The sequence below is a fragment of the Microcoleus sp. LAD1_D3 genome, from assembly GCF_036702135.1.
GTDB lineage: Bacteria > Cyanobacteriota > Cyanobacteriia > Cyanobacteriales > Microcoleaceae > Microcoleus.
Genome location: NZ_JAUBSB010000001.1, coordinates 84,738 through 102,675 on the forward strand (window position 1 = coordinate 84,738; position 17,938 = coordinate 102,675).

7 protein-coding genes are annotated in these 17,938 nt (G+C 43.3%); 4 read left to right on the plus strand and 3 right to left on the minus strand.

The features are described 5' to 3' along the window. Positions 1-206: 206 nt before the first annotated feature. From QUA74_RS00300 to QUA74_RS00310, 3 genes are all read right to left on the minus strand, one after another. Entirely contained in the window at positions 207-617 is a 411-nt protein-coding gene (locus tag QUA74_RS00300; RefSeq protein ID WP_333323908.1) for an Npun_F0494 family protein, read from the minus strand. A 72-nt stretch (positions 618-689) separates the two neighbouring features. Then, positions 690-1,400, minus strand: coding sequence for a hypothetical protein (locus QUA74_RS00305; protein WP_333323910.1), 711 nt, complete (start codon positions 1,398-1,400; stop codon positions 690-692). A gap of 3 nt (positions 1,401-1,403) precedes the next feature. Then, positions 1,404-2,603 carry an AAA family ATPase gene (locus tag QUA74_RS00310; protein ID WP_333323912.1) on the minus strand — a complete coding sequence of 400 codons (1,200 nt, stop codon included), beginning with the start codon at positions 2,601-2,603 and terminating at the stop codon, positions 1,404-1,406. A gap of 154 nt (positions 2,604-2,757) precedes the next feature. Here QUA74_RS00310 and QUA74_RS00315 point away from each other — a divergent pair, with 154 nt between their 5' ends. The 4 genes from QUA74_RS00315 to QUA74_RS00330 all read left to right on the plus strand — a co-directional run bounded on the left by QUA74_RS00315 (position 2,758) and on the right by QUA74_RS00330 (position 17,837). After that, positions 2,758-4,248, plus strand: a complete 1,491-nt coding sequence (locus tag QUA74_RS00315) for a catalase (RefSeq protein ID WP_333323914.1) — start codon at positions 2,758-2,760, stop codon at positions 4,246-4,248. Positions 4,249-4,478: 230 nt separating this feature from the next. Continuing rightward, on the plus strand, positions 4,479-4,919 hold the full coding sequence (locus QUA74_RS00320) for a peroxiredoxin (RefSeq protein ID WP_333323916.1): 441 nt from the start codon (positions 4,479-4,481) through the stop codon (positions 4,917-4,919). Between the two features lie 452 nt (positions 4,920-5,371). Continuing rightward, positions 5,372-8,026, plus strand: coding sequence for a C39 family peptidase (locus QUA74_RS00325; RefSeq protein ID WP_333323918.1), 2,655 nt, complete (start codon positions 5,372-5,374; stop codon positions 8,024-8,026). A 529-nt stretch (positions 8,027-8,555) separates the two neighbouring features. Continuing rightward, complete coding sequence (locus QUA74_RS00330) at positions 8,556-17,837, plus strand: DUF4347 domain-containing protein (protein ID WP_333323920.1); 9,282 nt, start codon at positions 8,556-8,558, stop codon at positions 17,835-17,837. Positions 17,838-17,938 lie beyond the last annotated feature (101 nt).

Here is a 17,938-nt window from a genome sequence, read left to right on the forward strand (position 1 = left end):
CGAACCATAAACGATATCACAAATCGACCTTGGGCTATTCCGTTAGCCAACTGAACATTTCACCGACGGTGAGATTGAAGGATTCAGCAATTGACACTTGCAGTCGGTTTTAACCGACTTTCGCTATGAGACAGGGAATTCATTCCCTGTCGGAATGTCGGAATGTCGGAATGTCGGAATGTCGGACTCGGGCAAGTGAAAACCCCTCAGAGGAACAGTCCCAACCCACGGCTAAAAGCATTACCAATACGATCGCACAATGACGCGGCGGGCACTCCCTGTCCTTCCTGTTCCCATTTTTCCACGAGTTGGCGGCCCAGGGGCGTGAGGCGAAAACTGTCGGTAATCCCTTGTCCGTCTACTTCCCGCCGCAACACGCCGACTTGGATCAGCCAGAGTAGGGAGTTTTCAGCTACGAGTTCGGATACGGGCGATCGGGTGTAGCCGCTTTCAACACCGGAATTTGAGGCGATCGCAGTTAGGAAAACACTGTTATCGCGGATGGTCTGAAAGAAGTGTAATAGAAAAGGGGAACAGCGGACGGCGCGATCGGCTCTTTTGACGGTGCGATCGGGATAACTAATAGATTTAAACGCTTCGGATGGGATAAAAGTCATTGAGAGAACCTCTGAATAGGTTGTATATTTTTAATTGTTACCGATTATATGGTAAGTTTGGCGGTTGATTTACTAAACCAAGAAACTATCTATCTCATCAATAAACCTTTTGAGTTGGTTAACTCTCTTAACCAAGTCCAAATACAAAAATTCATAATCAAGATTATTTATAATCTCTTGCGAAGTTATTTCACTTTTATCATAATTTCTACTTACTAATCGATAAATATCCTTTAAATCTTGACTGGGATGTGGTCTTTGTTCAATATCAATATTTATTAAATCTAAACCTAATTGTTGCAAAATAAAATCTGGGATTAAACGGCTATCTAATTTATAAAAATAATGCCATTCTGCTAAAAACCATGCTTCTATTTCCATAACAGCTAAAGTTATATAAATTGGAATTCCCATTGGCTGCACCAGCTTCAACCATCCTTTAATTCCTCCTTCTACTTGTCCCTTTTCACTTAAAGATTTTGGGTATAAATCTCTCAAGCCTAAAATTTTTTCATAGCCACTATTCGTTAGACTTTCATGCTGTTTTCTGATATCAGAAACTACATGAGCATCACAACCGCAATCATATAAAAGAACAAAAAAAGGAGCATTTTTTATGGTACTTAATTTAAGGGGTTGAATTATACGACTAGCTTTGCCACCTTGAAATTTATAAGTTTCAATATCTATTTCTTTGTATCCCGCAATTTCCTGAAATAACCTTTCAACAAATATCTGTTCTGTTTGTCCTTCAACAAAACAAGCAATTTTCTTTGGTGTCATAATTTATTCTGCCTCTTCATCACCTTCTTTTTGTAACAGAAACTCACTGGTGAACAAATCAAAGTTATTAAGTCCAATAAACTTAAACTCCTCAATCTTCTCGCGTGAATTATAAATATTATGTAATTTGGCACTCCCAGGAGTTCGTTCAATCAATGACCAATATTTTAACGGAACACCATTCATAATAAACTCATCATTGGTAGTCATAATAAGTTGAATTAATCCTGTTTCAGCTTTTTTTATTAGAATTTTAATTATAGAGGAAGAGCGTTGATAATCTAACCCTTCTCCAATATCATCAATCACAATACAACTAGGTTTACTCGCTAGTAAAGAGTAGTTAATTTGAATAAACAATGATAAAGCTCGAAACATTCCTTGTGAAATTTCGGCTTGTTCTGTCACGGAAGTTAAATCTGCTTCCTTAATGTATAGAGATTGTGGTAAGTCCTCTGAACTATCAGCAGCAGAAATATCGGAATTGATGGAAGATGGCACTTTTATTCCAACTTCTGATAACTGATAACCAATTTTCGTCATATCAGAGATAATTGCTTCTATAAACTGCTCGCCAATTTCCTGTTTTCCCAGCGCAAATATACCGACAACAGAGCTAGCATCTTTGACCTTTATATCATTTTTTGATAATTCTCGGTCTCGGGGAAAGGGAGGAGCCCACATAACCTTCTTACCTAGTTCTGTTCCAAACTCATAAAATCTTAGGGAACTAGACCATTGATATAAACCCTCTAAAAATGGATGCTGAATAGAATCTCTACGCTTAACAACTGCGAGTTCTGTTGGGTCAGTTTGAAAATCAATATTTTGCTTAATTTTCTTGGCGAATATAATACCTTCACCTGATTCAGCCCTATCTAAAAGTGGCTCATCACTTTCACTGTATATAATTAATTTTTCTTGAATTACCAGACCTTTCTCTATTTTCAATATATATTCTGTTCTTTCTTCAGGTTGATCAATATCAAACCACAAATGCCATTCAGAGCTTTTGGCTTGTGGAAGACGAGACCTACTATTTGATAGTAACTCTGACAGAGTATATATGATCCTCACAATTTTTGATTTACCAGTAGCATTTTTACCTACAATTAAATTTATTGGGCTTAATTGACATTCTTCGACTCGCCATTCATCAGGCAGACCTTTATTATACACATAGTCAAAAATATCTAGCTTCATAAATTTGTTACCTTTATTACAAAATTTTTATAACACTAAAATGAAACACTTATAATATAACACGCGATCGCCAATCTGAGAATTACCACCGCAGAAACACCTCGACCCCAGAAAGGTATAGAATACTTAGAATAGAGCAATCAATTTACCCACTATGACAGAAGACAAAACATTGACAACCGCTAGCGGAATTCCGGTTGCAGATAACCAGAATTCCTTGACAGCAGGTGAACGCGGGCCAATCCTCATGCAGGATTTTCACCTGATGGAAAAACTGGCTCACTTCAACCGGGAACGCATTCCTGAGCGCGTTGTCCATGCCAAAGGGGCCGCTGCATTTGGCACGTTCACCGTCACCCATGACATTACTCGCTACACCAAAGCTCATATATTCTCAGAAGTTGGCAAACAAACTCAGGTTCTCCTGCGTTTCTCTACCGTAGGCGGCGAACAAGGTTCAGCGGATGCCGAACGTGACCCCAGAGGTTTTTCGATTAAGTTCTACACCGAAGAAGGAAACTGGGATTTAGTAGGCAATAACACGCCTGTTTTCTTCATCCGCGATCCGCTCAAATTCCCTGATTTGATCCACACCCAAAAGCGCCATCCCCAAACGCATCTCAAAGATGCTGACGCAAAGTGGGATTTCTGGTCGCTGAGTCCAGAAGCTTTGCATCAGATAACTATTCTGTTTTCCGATCGCGGTACGCCGAAAAACCACCGCCAGATGGACGGTTTTGGCAGCCATACCTTCAGCCTAATCAATGCTCAAGGAGAACGGGTTTGGTGCAAATTCCACTTCAAAACCATGCAAGGTATTGATAATTTCACCGCCGAAGAAGCGACGCGGATCAAAGGCGAAGACCCAGATCATTCGACTCGCGATTTGTTTGAGGCGATCGACCAAGGTAATTATCCCAAATGGCGGTTTTGCATTCAAGTAATGACCGAGGCCCAGGCCGCAGAATATCGCGAAAGCCCCTTTGACTTGACAAAAGTGTGGAAGCATTCAGAGTTTCCGTTAATTGACGTGGGAATTCTTGAACTCAATCGCAATCCACAAAACTTTTTTGCTGAAGTGGAACAGGCGGCATTTTCTCCTTCTAATGTCGTTCCAGGTATTAGCTTCTCTCCAGACAAAGTGCTGCAATCTCGCATCATGTCTTATCCAGATGCTCAACGCTACCGTCTCGGTGCAAACTATCAGCAATTGCCCGTCAATCAACCAAAGTGTCCGGTGATGCACTATCAACGGGATGGCGCAATGGCACCGGGTAACAACGGTGGTAGCGGGCCCAACTACGAACCCAACAGCCACGAGGATGCCCCGAAGCAAAACTCGGTCTATGCTGACCCAGCTTGGGACTTAGGAAATGTCAAAGTCGATCGCTACGATCACCGTAAGGGCAATGACGATTACACCCAGGCAGGAGACCTCTATCGCTTGATGAAACCCGACGCACAGCAGCGGCTTGTCGCTAACATTGTGGAAAGTTTGGGTGCAGCAAAACCGGAGATTCAGATGCGCCAACTGTGCCATTTCTTCCGCGCAGATCCGAATTACGGCCGCCAAGTCGCAGAAGGTTTAGGAATTGCGATCGATCCGTCTATGATGCCCGCTGCCGCTCAACCGGTTGGTGTGTAGAACCTACGAACATTCAATTAGACATCTGCTTTTTAGCAGATGTCTATTGAAACTATGCGTGTAACAGGCACTCTTACCCCGCGTCTTAGGTGCAAATTAAATGCAGTACAGCTTAACGTCATGGAGTTGGGGGCGATCGCGATTTTTAGCAATTGTCTCTTGAAAAGGCACAGAACCAAGTAAAATAAATTGAGGAACTGCAATAAAAACCAAACAAGAGAAACCAAACTATGACATTACCAATTGGCTGTGCCGCTCCTCAATTTACCGCCACAGACACCAACGGCAACACCGTCTCCCTCTCCGAATTCGCCGGTAAAACCGTAATCTTGTATTTCTACCCCAAAGATGACACCCCTGGCTGCACCAGACAAGCCCAAAGCTTCAAAGCAGCTTATGAAGAATACAAGGGCAAAGATTTAGTAGTTCTCGGTGTCAGCCGAGACAACGAAGAATCGCACCAAAAGTTCACAGAAAAATATGGTTTGCCTTTCCAGCTATTAGCAGATGTTGATGGCACAATTACCAAAGCTTACGATGTCGAGAAAGGCGATTATGCCAAGCGCGTCACTTTCGTCATCGACGGCACCGGCAAAATTATTCAGGTTTATGAAGGGGAAACCATGAAAGTTGACACTCACGCTCAAGATATTCTTGTCACCATAGTTTAGCCGAAGTTTAGTCGAAATTTAGCCGATCGCACTAACACTCCTGCACGCACCAAACGGCTAAAAACCCGGTTTCTTACTAGATGCCTCGTTGCTATAAGCAATAAGCAATATTCTCCTAGAAACCGGGTTTTTTTCGTAAGTCCTGACTCAGCAAATGAGGGGTCAAGGGTACAGGGGGAAGTAACCTACTCGAACTAAATTCCTTCCCTCAAAACTTGCACCACAAATCCGCTCAACCAGGCATATATTCGGTTAAGGTGCTTATTGTACGCCTAAAGTTAGATTTGTGGCGCAACTCCCACCAATAATTAAAAACTTATACTGGAAAAGGCATTAACCGCCCGTAGGGTGAATCTAGGGGCGATTTTGTCCTGGTTCGAGTCATTGTGTTTGATAAAATCAGAAGTTATCCTTGCTTTAGCTGAATAACTAAGTAGGTAGAGGGATATATAATGACAACCAACAACATTATTTTGAGTTACTTAGGCCCGCGAGAAATAGAGGCCAATAGAGCCACTGTCTTAGTTGGCAGTTTTGACAAAAATCTAGTGGCAGCGATTTCAGCAGCAGAAGGCTCAAATGCGCTGAATGTGGAGATCAATCTCTCTAGAGGCTTTTGGAACATCAGTTTAGAAAAAGGATTCGATAGCGCAGGAACTCGCACAGTGCAGGTGAGGGCAACTGATAAAACCGGCAAAGTTATTGGCCAACAAACAATTAACATCAAAGTTAATCCTGCTTCTGTGTCACCCGCTCAATTCTTCACCTTAATTACTCTCACAGATACCAAATTCAAAGTCGGAACATTGCCCGCAAGCAATCTCAACAACCTGCAAAAAGCGGATATACCAGCAGGTAAAACTTATCAAATTAAGGACTACGAGTTAGAAGACGGTCACCTGAATGTTCAACTAAACAATCCAATTCCTCCGGTGGGAACCTCTGGCTTTTTCTACGAAAAACACGTACTTATAACCAAAGGCGCAAAAATTCTCATATTCGATCGCGCCGACTTGCCGGTTCCGCCGCCTGGAATGCAGTTACTGTGGGTGATCAAAAAGACCTGGTTAAAGTTTACCCCCGCAGATTCTGGAACTTTAGGATCAACTCAGAAATTACAATTTAACCCGGGAGAAACTTTCAATATTCTCGGCTACGCTTGCGTGGAAAACCATTTTCGAGTCGCTTTTGCTCGGGCAGTTCCTAACTTGGGAACTTCGGGATTTCTGTACTGGCAGCACGTCCAAATTTTGCGAGACGGCAGGGGAATTGAGTATGATAGAAATGCAGTTACGATGACAATCATCAAAACGACTGTGTTTAAAAAGCGCCCGCTAAATGCGGCTAGCCTGCCACCCGAAGAAAAAACTACCTTGCCGGCGGGAAGGATTTACGGAATTGCCGGATTCTCGATCGAACAAAGCCACATTAAAGTCTCGCTGACCGAGAATTTGCCGCAATTTGGCAATACGGGTTTCATTTATCCCGATTTTGTGCAATTCAGTCGCGGTGGGACATCTTTTAATCCCGCTGTGAATTTAACTTATCAAGGGCCGTCAGAAGTTTTGGTAAATCAGCCGATCGTCCTTCGGGGTACTTTTGACCGGCAACAAGCAGCAAAAATTGACGTGATAGCTGAGGATACATTTCCCCTAAGCGTCACGCTAAACCAAGAGACCAGCACTTGGCAAGTTAATTTGTCTAAAGGATTTAGCGTAGCGGGAGGTCGGTGGCTGAGGTTGCGGGCAACTGACAGCAAAGGCAACGTTACTGGCAGCCAAATAATTTACATTACCGTAACTTCCGATCCGCTAACTGTCGGGCGAGGTTTGACCTTAAAGATAGTTTCGGACACTTTATTTAAGGTAGCTCCCCTTGATTCTTCCCGGCTCAACAATCAGCAAAAAGTTTTTGTCAAAGCAGGCCAGACGTTGGCCGTTAGCAAATACGGATTTATGGACGGGCATCTCAAGGTGGTTCTGGATTCAGCAATTTGGCCGATCGGCACTTTTGGCTATTTTTATGAACCCGACGTTCAGCTTGCCAAAGGTACTCAAATCCTAAAATTTAACCTGGCTGACGTACCGAATAGCAACGTCAGCGCTCAACTGTTAGTAACTCAAACAACTCAGATTAAAGCTAAACCTGAAGATTCATCGAAACTGCCTGCCGATCAAATGGCTGACCTACTTTTAGGCACTACCTATGCCATTACTGGTTATGCCTGCATTTTGGGGCATTTCCGAGTAACTCTAGCCGAATCTATTCCCGGTTTCGGCAATATCGGATTTATTTATTGGCAGGACGTTAAAATTAAAAAAGACGGCAAAGAAGTTCCCTTTGACCCCGATGCTTTGACGATGACAATCCTGCAAGCAACTGTGTTTAAAAAACGGCCGGTAGATTCTGCTAGCCTGAGTAGTAGCGAGAAAACTACGCTGCCTTTAGGTCGAGTTTACGGCGTGAACAGCTACGGTGCGGAAGGATCTCACCTGAAAGTTTCCCTGACTGAAGAACTGCCGAATTTTGGCAATACAGGTTATGTTTTTCCTAGTTTTGTTCAGTTCAAGCGGGGAGATAAAATTTTCGATCCGGTTCCGAACAATGTGGAATTGAACGTGCCGTATTTTTCGCAGCGGGACAATCCGCGTTTTGACTGGTCTACTTGCAACGTAACTTCGATCGCGATGGTATTTTATTACTACGGCGTTCGTTCTCAGTGGGGCGGACAGTTGGAGGATGAGTTGTTGCAGTGGTGTTTCGACTATGCCGGCCAGGGTTCTCAAACGGATCACAGTGTGCTTTCGGCGCTGATTCAGGCCTACGAGTTTAAGACGAGTTTTAGTACGACTCGCACGTGGGCCCAGGTGCGATCGGAATTGCTGAATCGGCGGCCAGTAGTTTTAGCCGGAGATTTTACTGCGGCCGGTCACATTCTGACTTTAATTGGCTACAATTCTCAGGGTTATATCGTGCAAGATCCTTGGGGAAATGCCCTCACCGGTTACAGCGATACTGAGGGGAGAAAGTTGATGTATCCCTACAGTTATGTCAATCAAGTTGCTGGGCCAGATGGGAATGTTTGGGCGCATTTTATCTCTAAATAATCTTTTGAGGTGCGATCGAGATTGCGACTGTCGCTCCGGCTAGGGTTGGCAGTGCATTTGTGTCAATTTACAGCAGATTGCAGGTTTATAGGTACTATCAATATCCCCGTAGGGACACGGCATTGCCGTGTCCCTACCTCTATTAGATATATCGTTGGTATCGCAGTCTCGATCGCCGGCAATCAATATTACTTAATAATTTGAGCTATTTTCATGGGTAAAAATTTACATAGATTTCTGAAAAAAATGTTAGGTTTGGTACAAATTTTACACGATCTAATCAAAAGTCGATGACAAGTCGATGAGAACTCACTCAAGTTCTCAAATAGCCACCTGATTTAATAGCAATACGGTAGAAAGTCCGATCGACCCGATTTGGATATCCCCCCAGTTTTTGTAGGGGCAATCCCCCCGCGGTTGCCCTCGTGGGGGGTGGGGAGGCACCCTTGGCACTCCCAAGGTCGATCGAGGGACTATTTATCAATACATCTTTATCAAATCTTTACAGAGTTTTATGCAATCAAGCCTTATGGTTGATACAACAAATTTTCAGTCTTTTTTAAACCAGGAATTAGGTGGTGTGATGCCAAATTTTAATTGTCAAGTTTCAAGAAGTGCGATCGCCTTTATCGATTCTCAAGTTGAAGATTATCAAAGTTTGATTGCCGGAGTAACATCGGGTACGGAAGTAGTGGTTTTGGATGGGAACAGGGATGCGATCGACCAAATTACTGAAATTTTAGCTCTTCACACCAATATAGACAGCATTCACATCATTTCTCACGGTGCTCCGGGTAGCTTGCAACTGGGCAAAACTAGATTGTGTTCTGAAAATCTGGAAACTTATTCCAAACAATTTCAGCAGTGGGGAAGCGCTTTAAATCTGGGTGCGGACATTCTGATTTACGGTTGCAATGTCGCATTGACATCCTTCACCTTCATCCAGCGCATCGCCAAACTCACAAATACCAACGTTGCCGCCTCCAAAAACCTCACCGGAAGTGCAGCAAAAGGCGGCGACTGGGAACTAGAAGTCACAACCGGGAAAATAGCAGCCTCTTTAGCATTCCGGCCTGAAGTTCTAGCAGCATACAGCCACATCCTCTCCACCTTCAGTGAAGCCGGGAACTATAGTGTCCCCTACTACCCCCAATACATGGGTACGGGCGACTTTAACAGCGACGGTTTCCTCGACTTAGTAGTGCTAAGCAGCGAAGATATTGCCATATTGTTGGGGACGGGTACTGCGGGTGGCTTTGGTACTCCTATCAAATTATTTAACCCAGGTAGCGGCGAGCAGCACTCTGACATTGCTATACAAGACTTTAATGGAGATGGCAAACTCGATTTAGCTGTAGCGAATACTAAAAATAATAGCGGTACCAGTCAAGTCAAAGACGGTTTCGTTTCCATCCGGCTGGGGACAGGTACTGGCAGTTTTGGCAATCCTACTAACTTCAATCAAGGGACAGATCCTTGGTATATCGTAGCGGGCGACTTTAATGGAGATAGCAAGGTAGATTTAGCTACAGTATCGGCTAACAACGACAAAATTTCAATACTTTTCGGAGACGGTACTGGTAGCTTTAGCACTCCCGTTAACATTAAAACATCAACATTCAAAGATGGTGTTACCACAGCCGACTTTAACGGCGACGGCAAACTCGATTTAGTCACCTTCAACTCTACATCGAATAATGACAACCGAATCTCCGTTTTCTTAGGAGATGGTAATGGCAACTTTAACGCCCCCATTAACGTTATTAATACGAGGGCTTTTTCTATTGAGAAAGAGAGCACCGTCACAGGCGACTTTAATGGCGACCGCAACATCGATCTCGCTGCAATTAACTATGCTAAGGATGCTGTATCCGTTTTCTTGGGAGATGGTAAAGGTAATTTTGGTACTGCTGCCAATTTTACTGTGTTACAATATTCCGATTCTCTAATTGCAGGCGACTTTAACGGCGATGGCAAACTCGATTTAGCCACGTTGGATGAGGGTGCTCGTAGTAACAAATTTTCACTCTTGTTAGGAGATGGTACGGGTAATTTTGGTACTGCTAACACCAACTGGGAGACTACGCTAAATGATAATTCAACTAACCTTATTTCTATGGTGGCAGGAGATTTCAATGCTGACGGCAAGTTAGATTTAGCTACAGGAAATAGGTCGAATTTCACTACTTCGGACTTCTCTGATAATGTCTCGATTTTACTGAATACATCCAATCCAGTTAATTTCGGTGCGGCCACTTACAGCGTTACCGAAGGAACAACAGACAAAGTAGTTAATATTCCTATCACCATCAGCGGTGGCACTCCCTTAAGCGATGTAGTTGTGCCAATTGTCCTCGACCCCAGCAGCACAGCCACCGAAAATTCAGACTACACCTTTTCCCCTACTTCGATTACATTCCCCGCAGGTTCAACAGGTGACGCACTCACCAAGAATATTGCAGTTACTATCAATTCTGACAAGATACCTGAAAACGCCGAAACCGTAATTTTCAATTTTGGCACAATTACTGGTGGCGTTGCCGATACAACAAAACAAACAACGCTAACTATTGCAGCTAACTTTGATATTTCTTATGCCATTGCCACCGATACCGCCAGCATTGACGAAGGCAATAGCGACAAAAAACCTCTAACTTTCACTGTGACTCGCAGCGAGGGCACTAGCGGGGCAAGTAGCGTCAATTATGCAATAGAAGGAACAGCTACCAACGGCAGCGATTACAACAACATCGGCGGCACTTCTGGGGCAAAAACTGCTACTGGCACGATTGATTTTGTAGCGGGTGAAACATCGAAAACTATTACTATCGATGTGTTAGGCGACACCACGGTTGAACCCGATGAAACTATTACCGTCACCCTGTCAAATCCCACAGGTTCAGCAACAGTAACACCGATAATTACTGCTGATACTGCTACCACAACTATTATTAATTACACTGCACCGACACCAGAACCACCAACACCGCCGACACCGCCACCAGCACCACCAATACCGAAAATTACGGCTGATGAGGACGATCGTGGGACGATTACAATTAATGGGGAAGTAAATGCAGTTGAGCAGAATGCCGGAAATGTAGCCTTTAGTTATTCTCAATTCAGTCTTAATGAAGACAGAATTGCCGTTGCTGCTGTAACAGTAACTCGTAGCGGGGGAAGTGATGGGGCTGTCAGTGCCACGATTAATTTGAAAGATGGCACCGCTAAAGCACCAGATGACTACAATAATGAACCCATTACCGTTAATTTTGCGGATGGCGAAACCAGTAAGACAGTCATTATTCCCATTGTCAATGATGCGATCGCAGAAAAAGATGAAACCGTCAAACTGACCCTAACTACTCCCACTGGAGGAGCAACAATTGGTCGACAAAATACCGCAACGCTGACTATTCTCGATAATGATATTACCCCCATAATCACATTCCCTCAAGGGGTTTCTGGTAGCAATAAGGGTGAAACTACGATCGCGATTGCGGGTGAGAAGTTTTCACCAACGGATCGAATGAGCTTAATTGCTCCCAATGGTACCACAAAAGCTGCTAGTAAAGTTTATTGGGTGAATGACAAAGAAGCTTGGGCAACTTTTGATTTGCAGGGGTTAGACACTGGAAAATACGATATCAAGGTTGCAAATGAGGCAAATACTGCTACTTCTAAGGCTGCTTTTACAGTAACCGATGGTGCGTTGGGGAATATTCAGACTAAGTTGAGTTATCCAGCGCCGGGAGTGGTGAATCTAACTTATACAAATGTCGGACAAACGGATGTCACAGCCCCTTTATTTCGATTATCTGCAACCAATGCCGGGGTTACTTCCCTTCAAGGTAGTGTAGCTCAAGAAAATACCACCAGTACAAGCCTCAGCCAACTGCTGAATTTAGGGTTTGGTGGCAGCGATAAGGGTGCAGCAGGGATTTTAGCCCCTGGTAAAAGTCATCAAATTTCCTTTAACTATACTCCCAAGGGCAATGGCTTAATTAACTTTGCAGTCGAACAAGTTAATCCCAATGAAGTCATTGATTGGGCGGCGATTAAAGCAGAATCTCGTGCAGATTATCCTTTTATTGACTCTGGTGCTTGGGATGCCATCTGGAGTAACTTTACAGCAGCAGTCGGGCAAACCTACGGACAGTTTCAGGCTGTCATGGCAGAAGATGCCAATTATTTAAGTCAACTGGGACAAACGACGAGTAATTTAACCCGATTATATGCCTTTGAATGGAATCAAGCTGCTAATACCCTCACTAATGTGGGTTTAATTAGCGCAACAGATGTGGTTGATGCTGCACCGGGATTATCTTTAACGTTTAATCGCACTTTCTCCCAATCTATTGCTGAACGCTACAATTTAGGAACGTTAGGACGAGGTTGGTCTAGTCAGTGGGATTTACGCGCTACAACTGAGAGTAATGGCAATGTTGTTATTCGCAGTGTAGGGAATTTACAGCGATTTTTTGAGAAGCAAACAGATGGCACATTGACTGAATATGGTGGTGCAACTTTAACGATCGCCAATAGTGAGTATCGCTTAACAGAAGCTAACGGAATAGTTTCTCTATTTGGAAGTGATGGCAAACTCAATTATGTTGAGGATACTAACGGTAATCGGATTACTCTGCAATATACCAACGATCTCCTGGCTAAGTTAGTTCACACTAATGGAGATAGTTTAACACTTGCTTACAACGATCGAGAGCGTATTAGTCAGATTACCGATTCTACAGGACAACTTACTACCTACAGTTATGATACCAGTGGGGAACATCTGTTATCGGTGAAAAGTCCCGAAGGCACAACTACTTATAGTTACGATACGGGTGATATAGCAGCGAAAAAACATTCTTTATTGTCTGTTAGTTCGGATTTAGGTTATCAACGTAGTTTTGAATACGACGATCGAGGTCGTCTGACGGAAGAATTTAGTAACGAACAAAGCCAAAGCTTGACCTATAGTTATGATAGCCTAGGCGGTGTTACTGTTACCGATAGTACGGGAGCATCCCAAACGCTTTTACTAGATGACAGGGGTAATCCGAGACAAATTCGGGGAGTTAATAATCAAAATCTGCTATTTCGTTATGATGCGGATGGGAATTTGATTGGTACAACCCTGCCGAATGGAGGAAAAACAGCTTACGGTTACGATAAGTCAGGTAATTTAACCAAACAGACGAATTTACTCAGTCAAGATGTTAAATTTACCTACGATGCCACCTTCGATCAACTGACAGGTTTTACAGATCCCAAAGGGAATGGCGTTAATTATACCTACGATCCTAAAGGCAATCCCACTAAAATCGCATACCCTGATGGCAGTAACCAACAATTTAGCGTAGATGCGTTGGGGAATATTACCAGTGCGATCGACCGTCGGGGTAATACGATTCAATATACCTACAATAAAGACGGACTGCTAACTCAAAAACAATCCGCAGATGATTCTAAAGTTAGTTATAGCTACGACACTAACGGAAATCTTACCACTGTCACTGATGGGACAGGAAGCATTACGATGCAGTATGATGCTGCAAACCAGCTTACTAATATCAAATATCCTACGGGGCGTTCTCTCAGCTATACCTACAATGCCGATGGTCAGCGTACTAAACTTGTCTCTGAAGATGGTTATACGGTTAACTATAGTTACGATCCCGCCGGCAGCTTAAAGACTTTAACTAATGCCACTGAAGAAAAGATTATCGGCTATGACTACGATAGTGCAGGTCGTCTGATTAAAGAAACCAACGGCAACGGGACTTATACCAGCTATGAATACGATTTACAGAGTCAGTTAACTGGGTTAATCAATTATCAGGCGGATAATACGGTTAACTCTAAGTTTGAGTATGCCTACGATAACTTAGGTCGGCGTACTAGCATGACCACTTTAGAAGGGACTTTTCAATATGGTTATGATGCAACGGGACAATTAACTTCTGTAGTTACGCCGACTAATCGCACGATTAAATATCAATATGATGCCGCCGGAAATCGCACCAGGGTAACGGATAACGAGACTAACACGAATTACACCAGCAATAATCTGAATGAATATACCAAGGTGGGTAATGCTGTCTATACCTACGATAAAGATGGTAATTTAATTAGCAAAACTGAAGGCGAAAAAACTTCAACCTATACCTATAATGCCGAAAATCGCCTGACTAAAGTAGTCACTCCTCCAGATACTTGGGAATATGAATATGATGGCTTAGGAAACCGTGTTGCTACAGTTTTCAATGGTCAACGAACGGAATATTTACTCGATCCGACTGGTTTAGGGAACATTGTTGGGGAATATAAGGGTAGTACCTTAGTTGCTAACTATACTCATGGCATTGGTTTAGTCAGTCGGGTAAATGGTAGCAATAGTAATTATTATGATGCAGATGCGATCGGCTCGACGGTAGGCTTGACAGCGAATGATGGAAGTTATGTTAACCGTTATAGTTATTTACCGTTTGGGGAAGATTTAACCAAAGTTGAAGGTGTTGCTAATCCCTTTGAATATGTTGGGCAATGGGGAGTCATGGATGAGGGGAATGGACTCGATTTCATGCGATCTAGGTTTTATGATAGTGGTTTGGGAAGGTTTACGGCAGTCGATCCGATCGGAATCAATGCTGGAGATACTAATTTTTATCGGTATGTATTTAATAACCCTACACAATATAACGATCCATCAGGAGAAGTTATCCATATACCACTATTACTGGGAATTGTATTAGTTTATAATGGTGGAATAGTATTACATTATGGAAGAAATGTGTTTAATAATACTCCATCATCTTTATATCATCTAGAAGATGAGGGCTGGATTCATTCTGAGCTAGCAATATTTCATCAACAGGATAAAGGAAATGAAAACAATACAAAATGGTTGAAGCCAGATAAGGGGTGGTTTGGAAGCAGTGAAGCTATAATATCTGGACCTGGACCTGTTAGAACACTTGTGACAGACCCGTTAAACGGGGGAACCTATAACTATTTTGATGTTAGTTGGGGATGGAAGATACCTCACGGTTTTGATGTAATTCCTTATGTGATTCTTGGTAATTCTCCTGATGACCCATCTACCCTATCCACAAGATTGAATCTAACAATTTTTGGCAAAACTCATAACGACCCCCACCTAACAACCCTCGACGGATTACGCTACGATTTCCAAAGCGTAGGAGAATTCACTCTTGTCAAATCTACCACTGACAACTTTGAAATCCAAACCCGACAACAACCTTGGAAAAATAGTAAAAGTGCTTCTATTAACACTGCCATTGCCCTTGAAAATGATGGACAACGTATCGCCTTTTACGCTGGAAAAACCCTATCTATCCTTATTAACGGGAAGGATGCAAACATTCCTGATGGCCAACTCTACGCAGTCGGGAAAAACCTCATTACCCGTTCCGGCAAACAATACAGTATCACTACCGCTAATAATGACTTAATTATTATTGACGATCGAGGTAGTTTCCTAAATATTAATGTCGGTTTAGCTGATAACCGTCAAGGTAAAGTTGTCGGCCTTTTAGGCAACGATAACGGCAACAAAAACGATGACTTTGCCCTCCGCGACGGTACAGTTATCGGCGGCACTATATCCAATCAACAACTCTACGGCGAATATGCCAATAGTTGGCGAATTACCCAAGCAACTTCCCTCTTTGACTACCCTTCATCTCAATTACGGTTGGCTGGGTATGATATGTCCAATGCCACTAATTTGCGGGCATCAAAAATAATTCCGAATCAACCGGAAACGAGATCAGGACAAGATACCACTACCTTTACAGATCTCACATTTCCCAACAAGATCGTCACCTTAGCTACCCTCACCCCCCAACAACGCGCCGCAGCCGAAGAAATAGCCCGAAAGGCAGGAATTACAGATCCAGATCTGCTGGAAGATGTCATTCTAGATATTGTTATAACTGATGGAGATCCGGAATTTATTGAAGCGGCTACCAGTCAGCAACGACTAGAAACTGTCAACGCAGGCAACACCCTAATCAACCCCGAAGGTGTTGGAAACGAATATTTGTTAACAGCAAACGCCATCATTCTCAATACCATCCGCTTCACCAACGAAAACCCCCAGGAAAGCACACCCATTGCCAAAGTTACCATTACCCAACAACTCGATTCCGATCTCAACCTCGATACCTTCACCTTAAATGACTTTGGTTTTGGCGATATTACAATTAACGTTCCCCTTGGCGTACAAAATTACAGCGAAAGACTCGATCTCCTTACTACCAGAGGTGTATTTGTTGATGTTGACGCTGAATTAGACACTGCTACAGGGATTGTCACCTGGACATTTACCGCGATCGATCCCACCACAGGCAACCCTGCTAACAGCGCAACTCAGGGCTTCTTACCTCCCGACGACGAAAACGGGGTAGGACAGGGTTTTGTCGGCTACAGCATCCAACCTAAAGCCAACCCCTCCACTGGCACTCGTATTGATGCCCAAGCCACCATCACTTTTAACAGCCAAACTCCCATCCAAACCACCCCTGTCTTTAATACTTTAGATAATGAGATTCCCACAAGTACAGTAAATCCTGTACCTACCAACAGTAGCCCTGAGTCGATCGAATCCGCACCCAATACCCCAGATACCGAAACTCCCACCAATGCAGTCAATAGCCTCAATTCGGGTATCTTAACTTTTAGTAACCCAGAATTTAGCATTAAAGAAGATGGTAGTGCGATCGCGCCCCTAAAGATCGATCGGGCCAATGGCAGTGATGGAATAGTCAACACCACAATTACCCTAACCGACGACACCGCCACCTCTCCCGCCGATTACAACAATACTTCCATTACAGTTAGTTTTGCCGATGGAGAAACCAGCAAAAATGTAGAAATTCCCATCATTGACGATACCGAAGTTGAGAGTAACGAAACCATCCAACTTAGCTTAAGCAATCCCAGCAACGGTGCTACTATTGGTATCAACAATACCGCCACATTAACGATCGCAGATAACGATACTTTTTCCACGCCAGTTAACAGCCAAGGCAGCAAAAATAACGACACCCTCACAGGTGGAAATAACAACGATACCCTCACAGGCGGTAAAGGAGAAGATACCCTAATTGGCAACGAAGGTAACGATTATTTGGATGGTGGTAAAGGCAACGATTATTTGGATGGTGGTAAAGGCAACGATTATTTGGATGGTGGTGAAGGCAACGATTATTTGGATGCTGGTGAAGGCAATGATATTCTGTTCGGTGGTAAAGGAAAAGATACCCTAATTGGCGGGCAAGGAAATGATAACCTTGATGGAGGTAAAAATAACGATAGTTTAGATGGTGGCGAAGGTAACGATAACCTCAGTGGCGGTAAAGGAGAAGATACCCTAATTGGTGGCAAAGGTAACGATAACCTGAAGGGTGGCAAAGGAAAAGATATCCTAACTGGCGTCGATCCAAATTCTGTCAATGCTGGATTTAGTGAAATTGATATCCTAACAGGTGGCAGAGAGCGGGATAAATTCATCCTCGGAGATACCACCCAATTTTACTACAATGACGGCAATGATGCCGACCTAGGTTTGAGTGACTATGCTCTGATTACTGATTTTAAAGAAGGGAAAGATTCGATTCAGTTACATGGCACAAAGAGTAATTATATTCTGGGTGCATCTCCTGTAGGTTTGCCAACAGGTATCGGGATATTTTATCAAACTACAGACCAAAATGAACTGATTGGTATTGTGCAAGGAGTTTCTGGTTTGAGTCTCGATAGTGATGCTTTTGCCTTTGTGAGTTGAGATGAACAGGACTTACGCACGCTCGATCGAAGAAACCGGGTTTTTTACCGAATCTGTCGGTGGGAACCGAGTATTTCGCAAAAAAACCCGGTTTCTGGGCC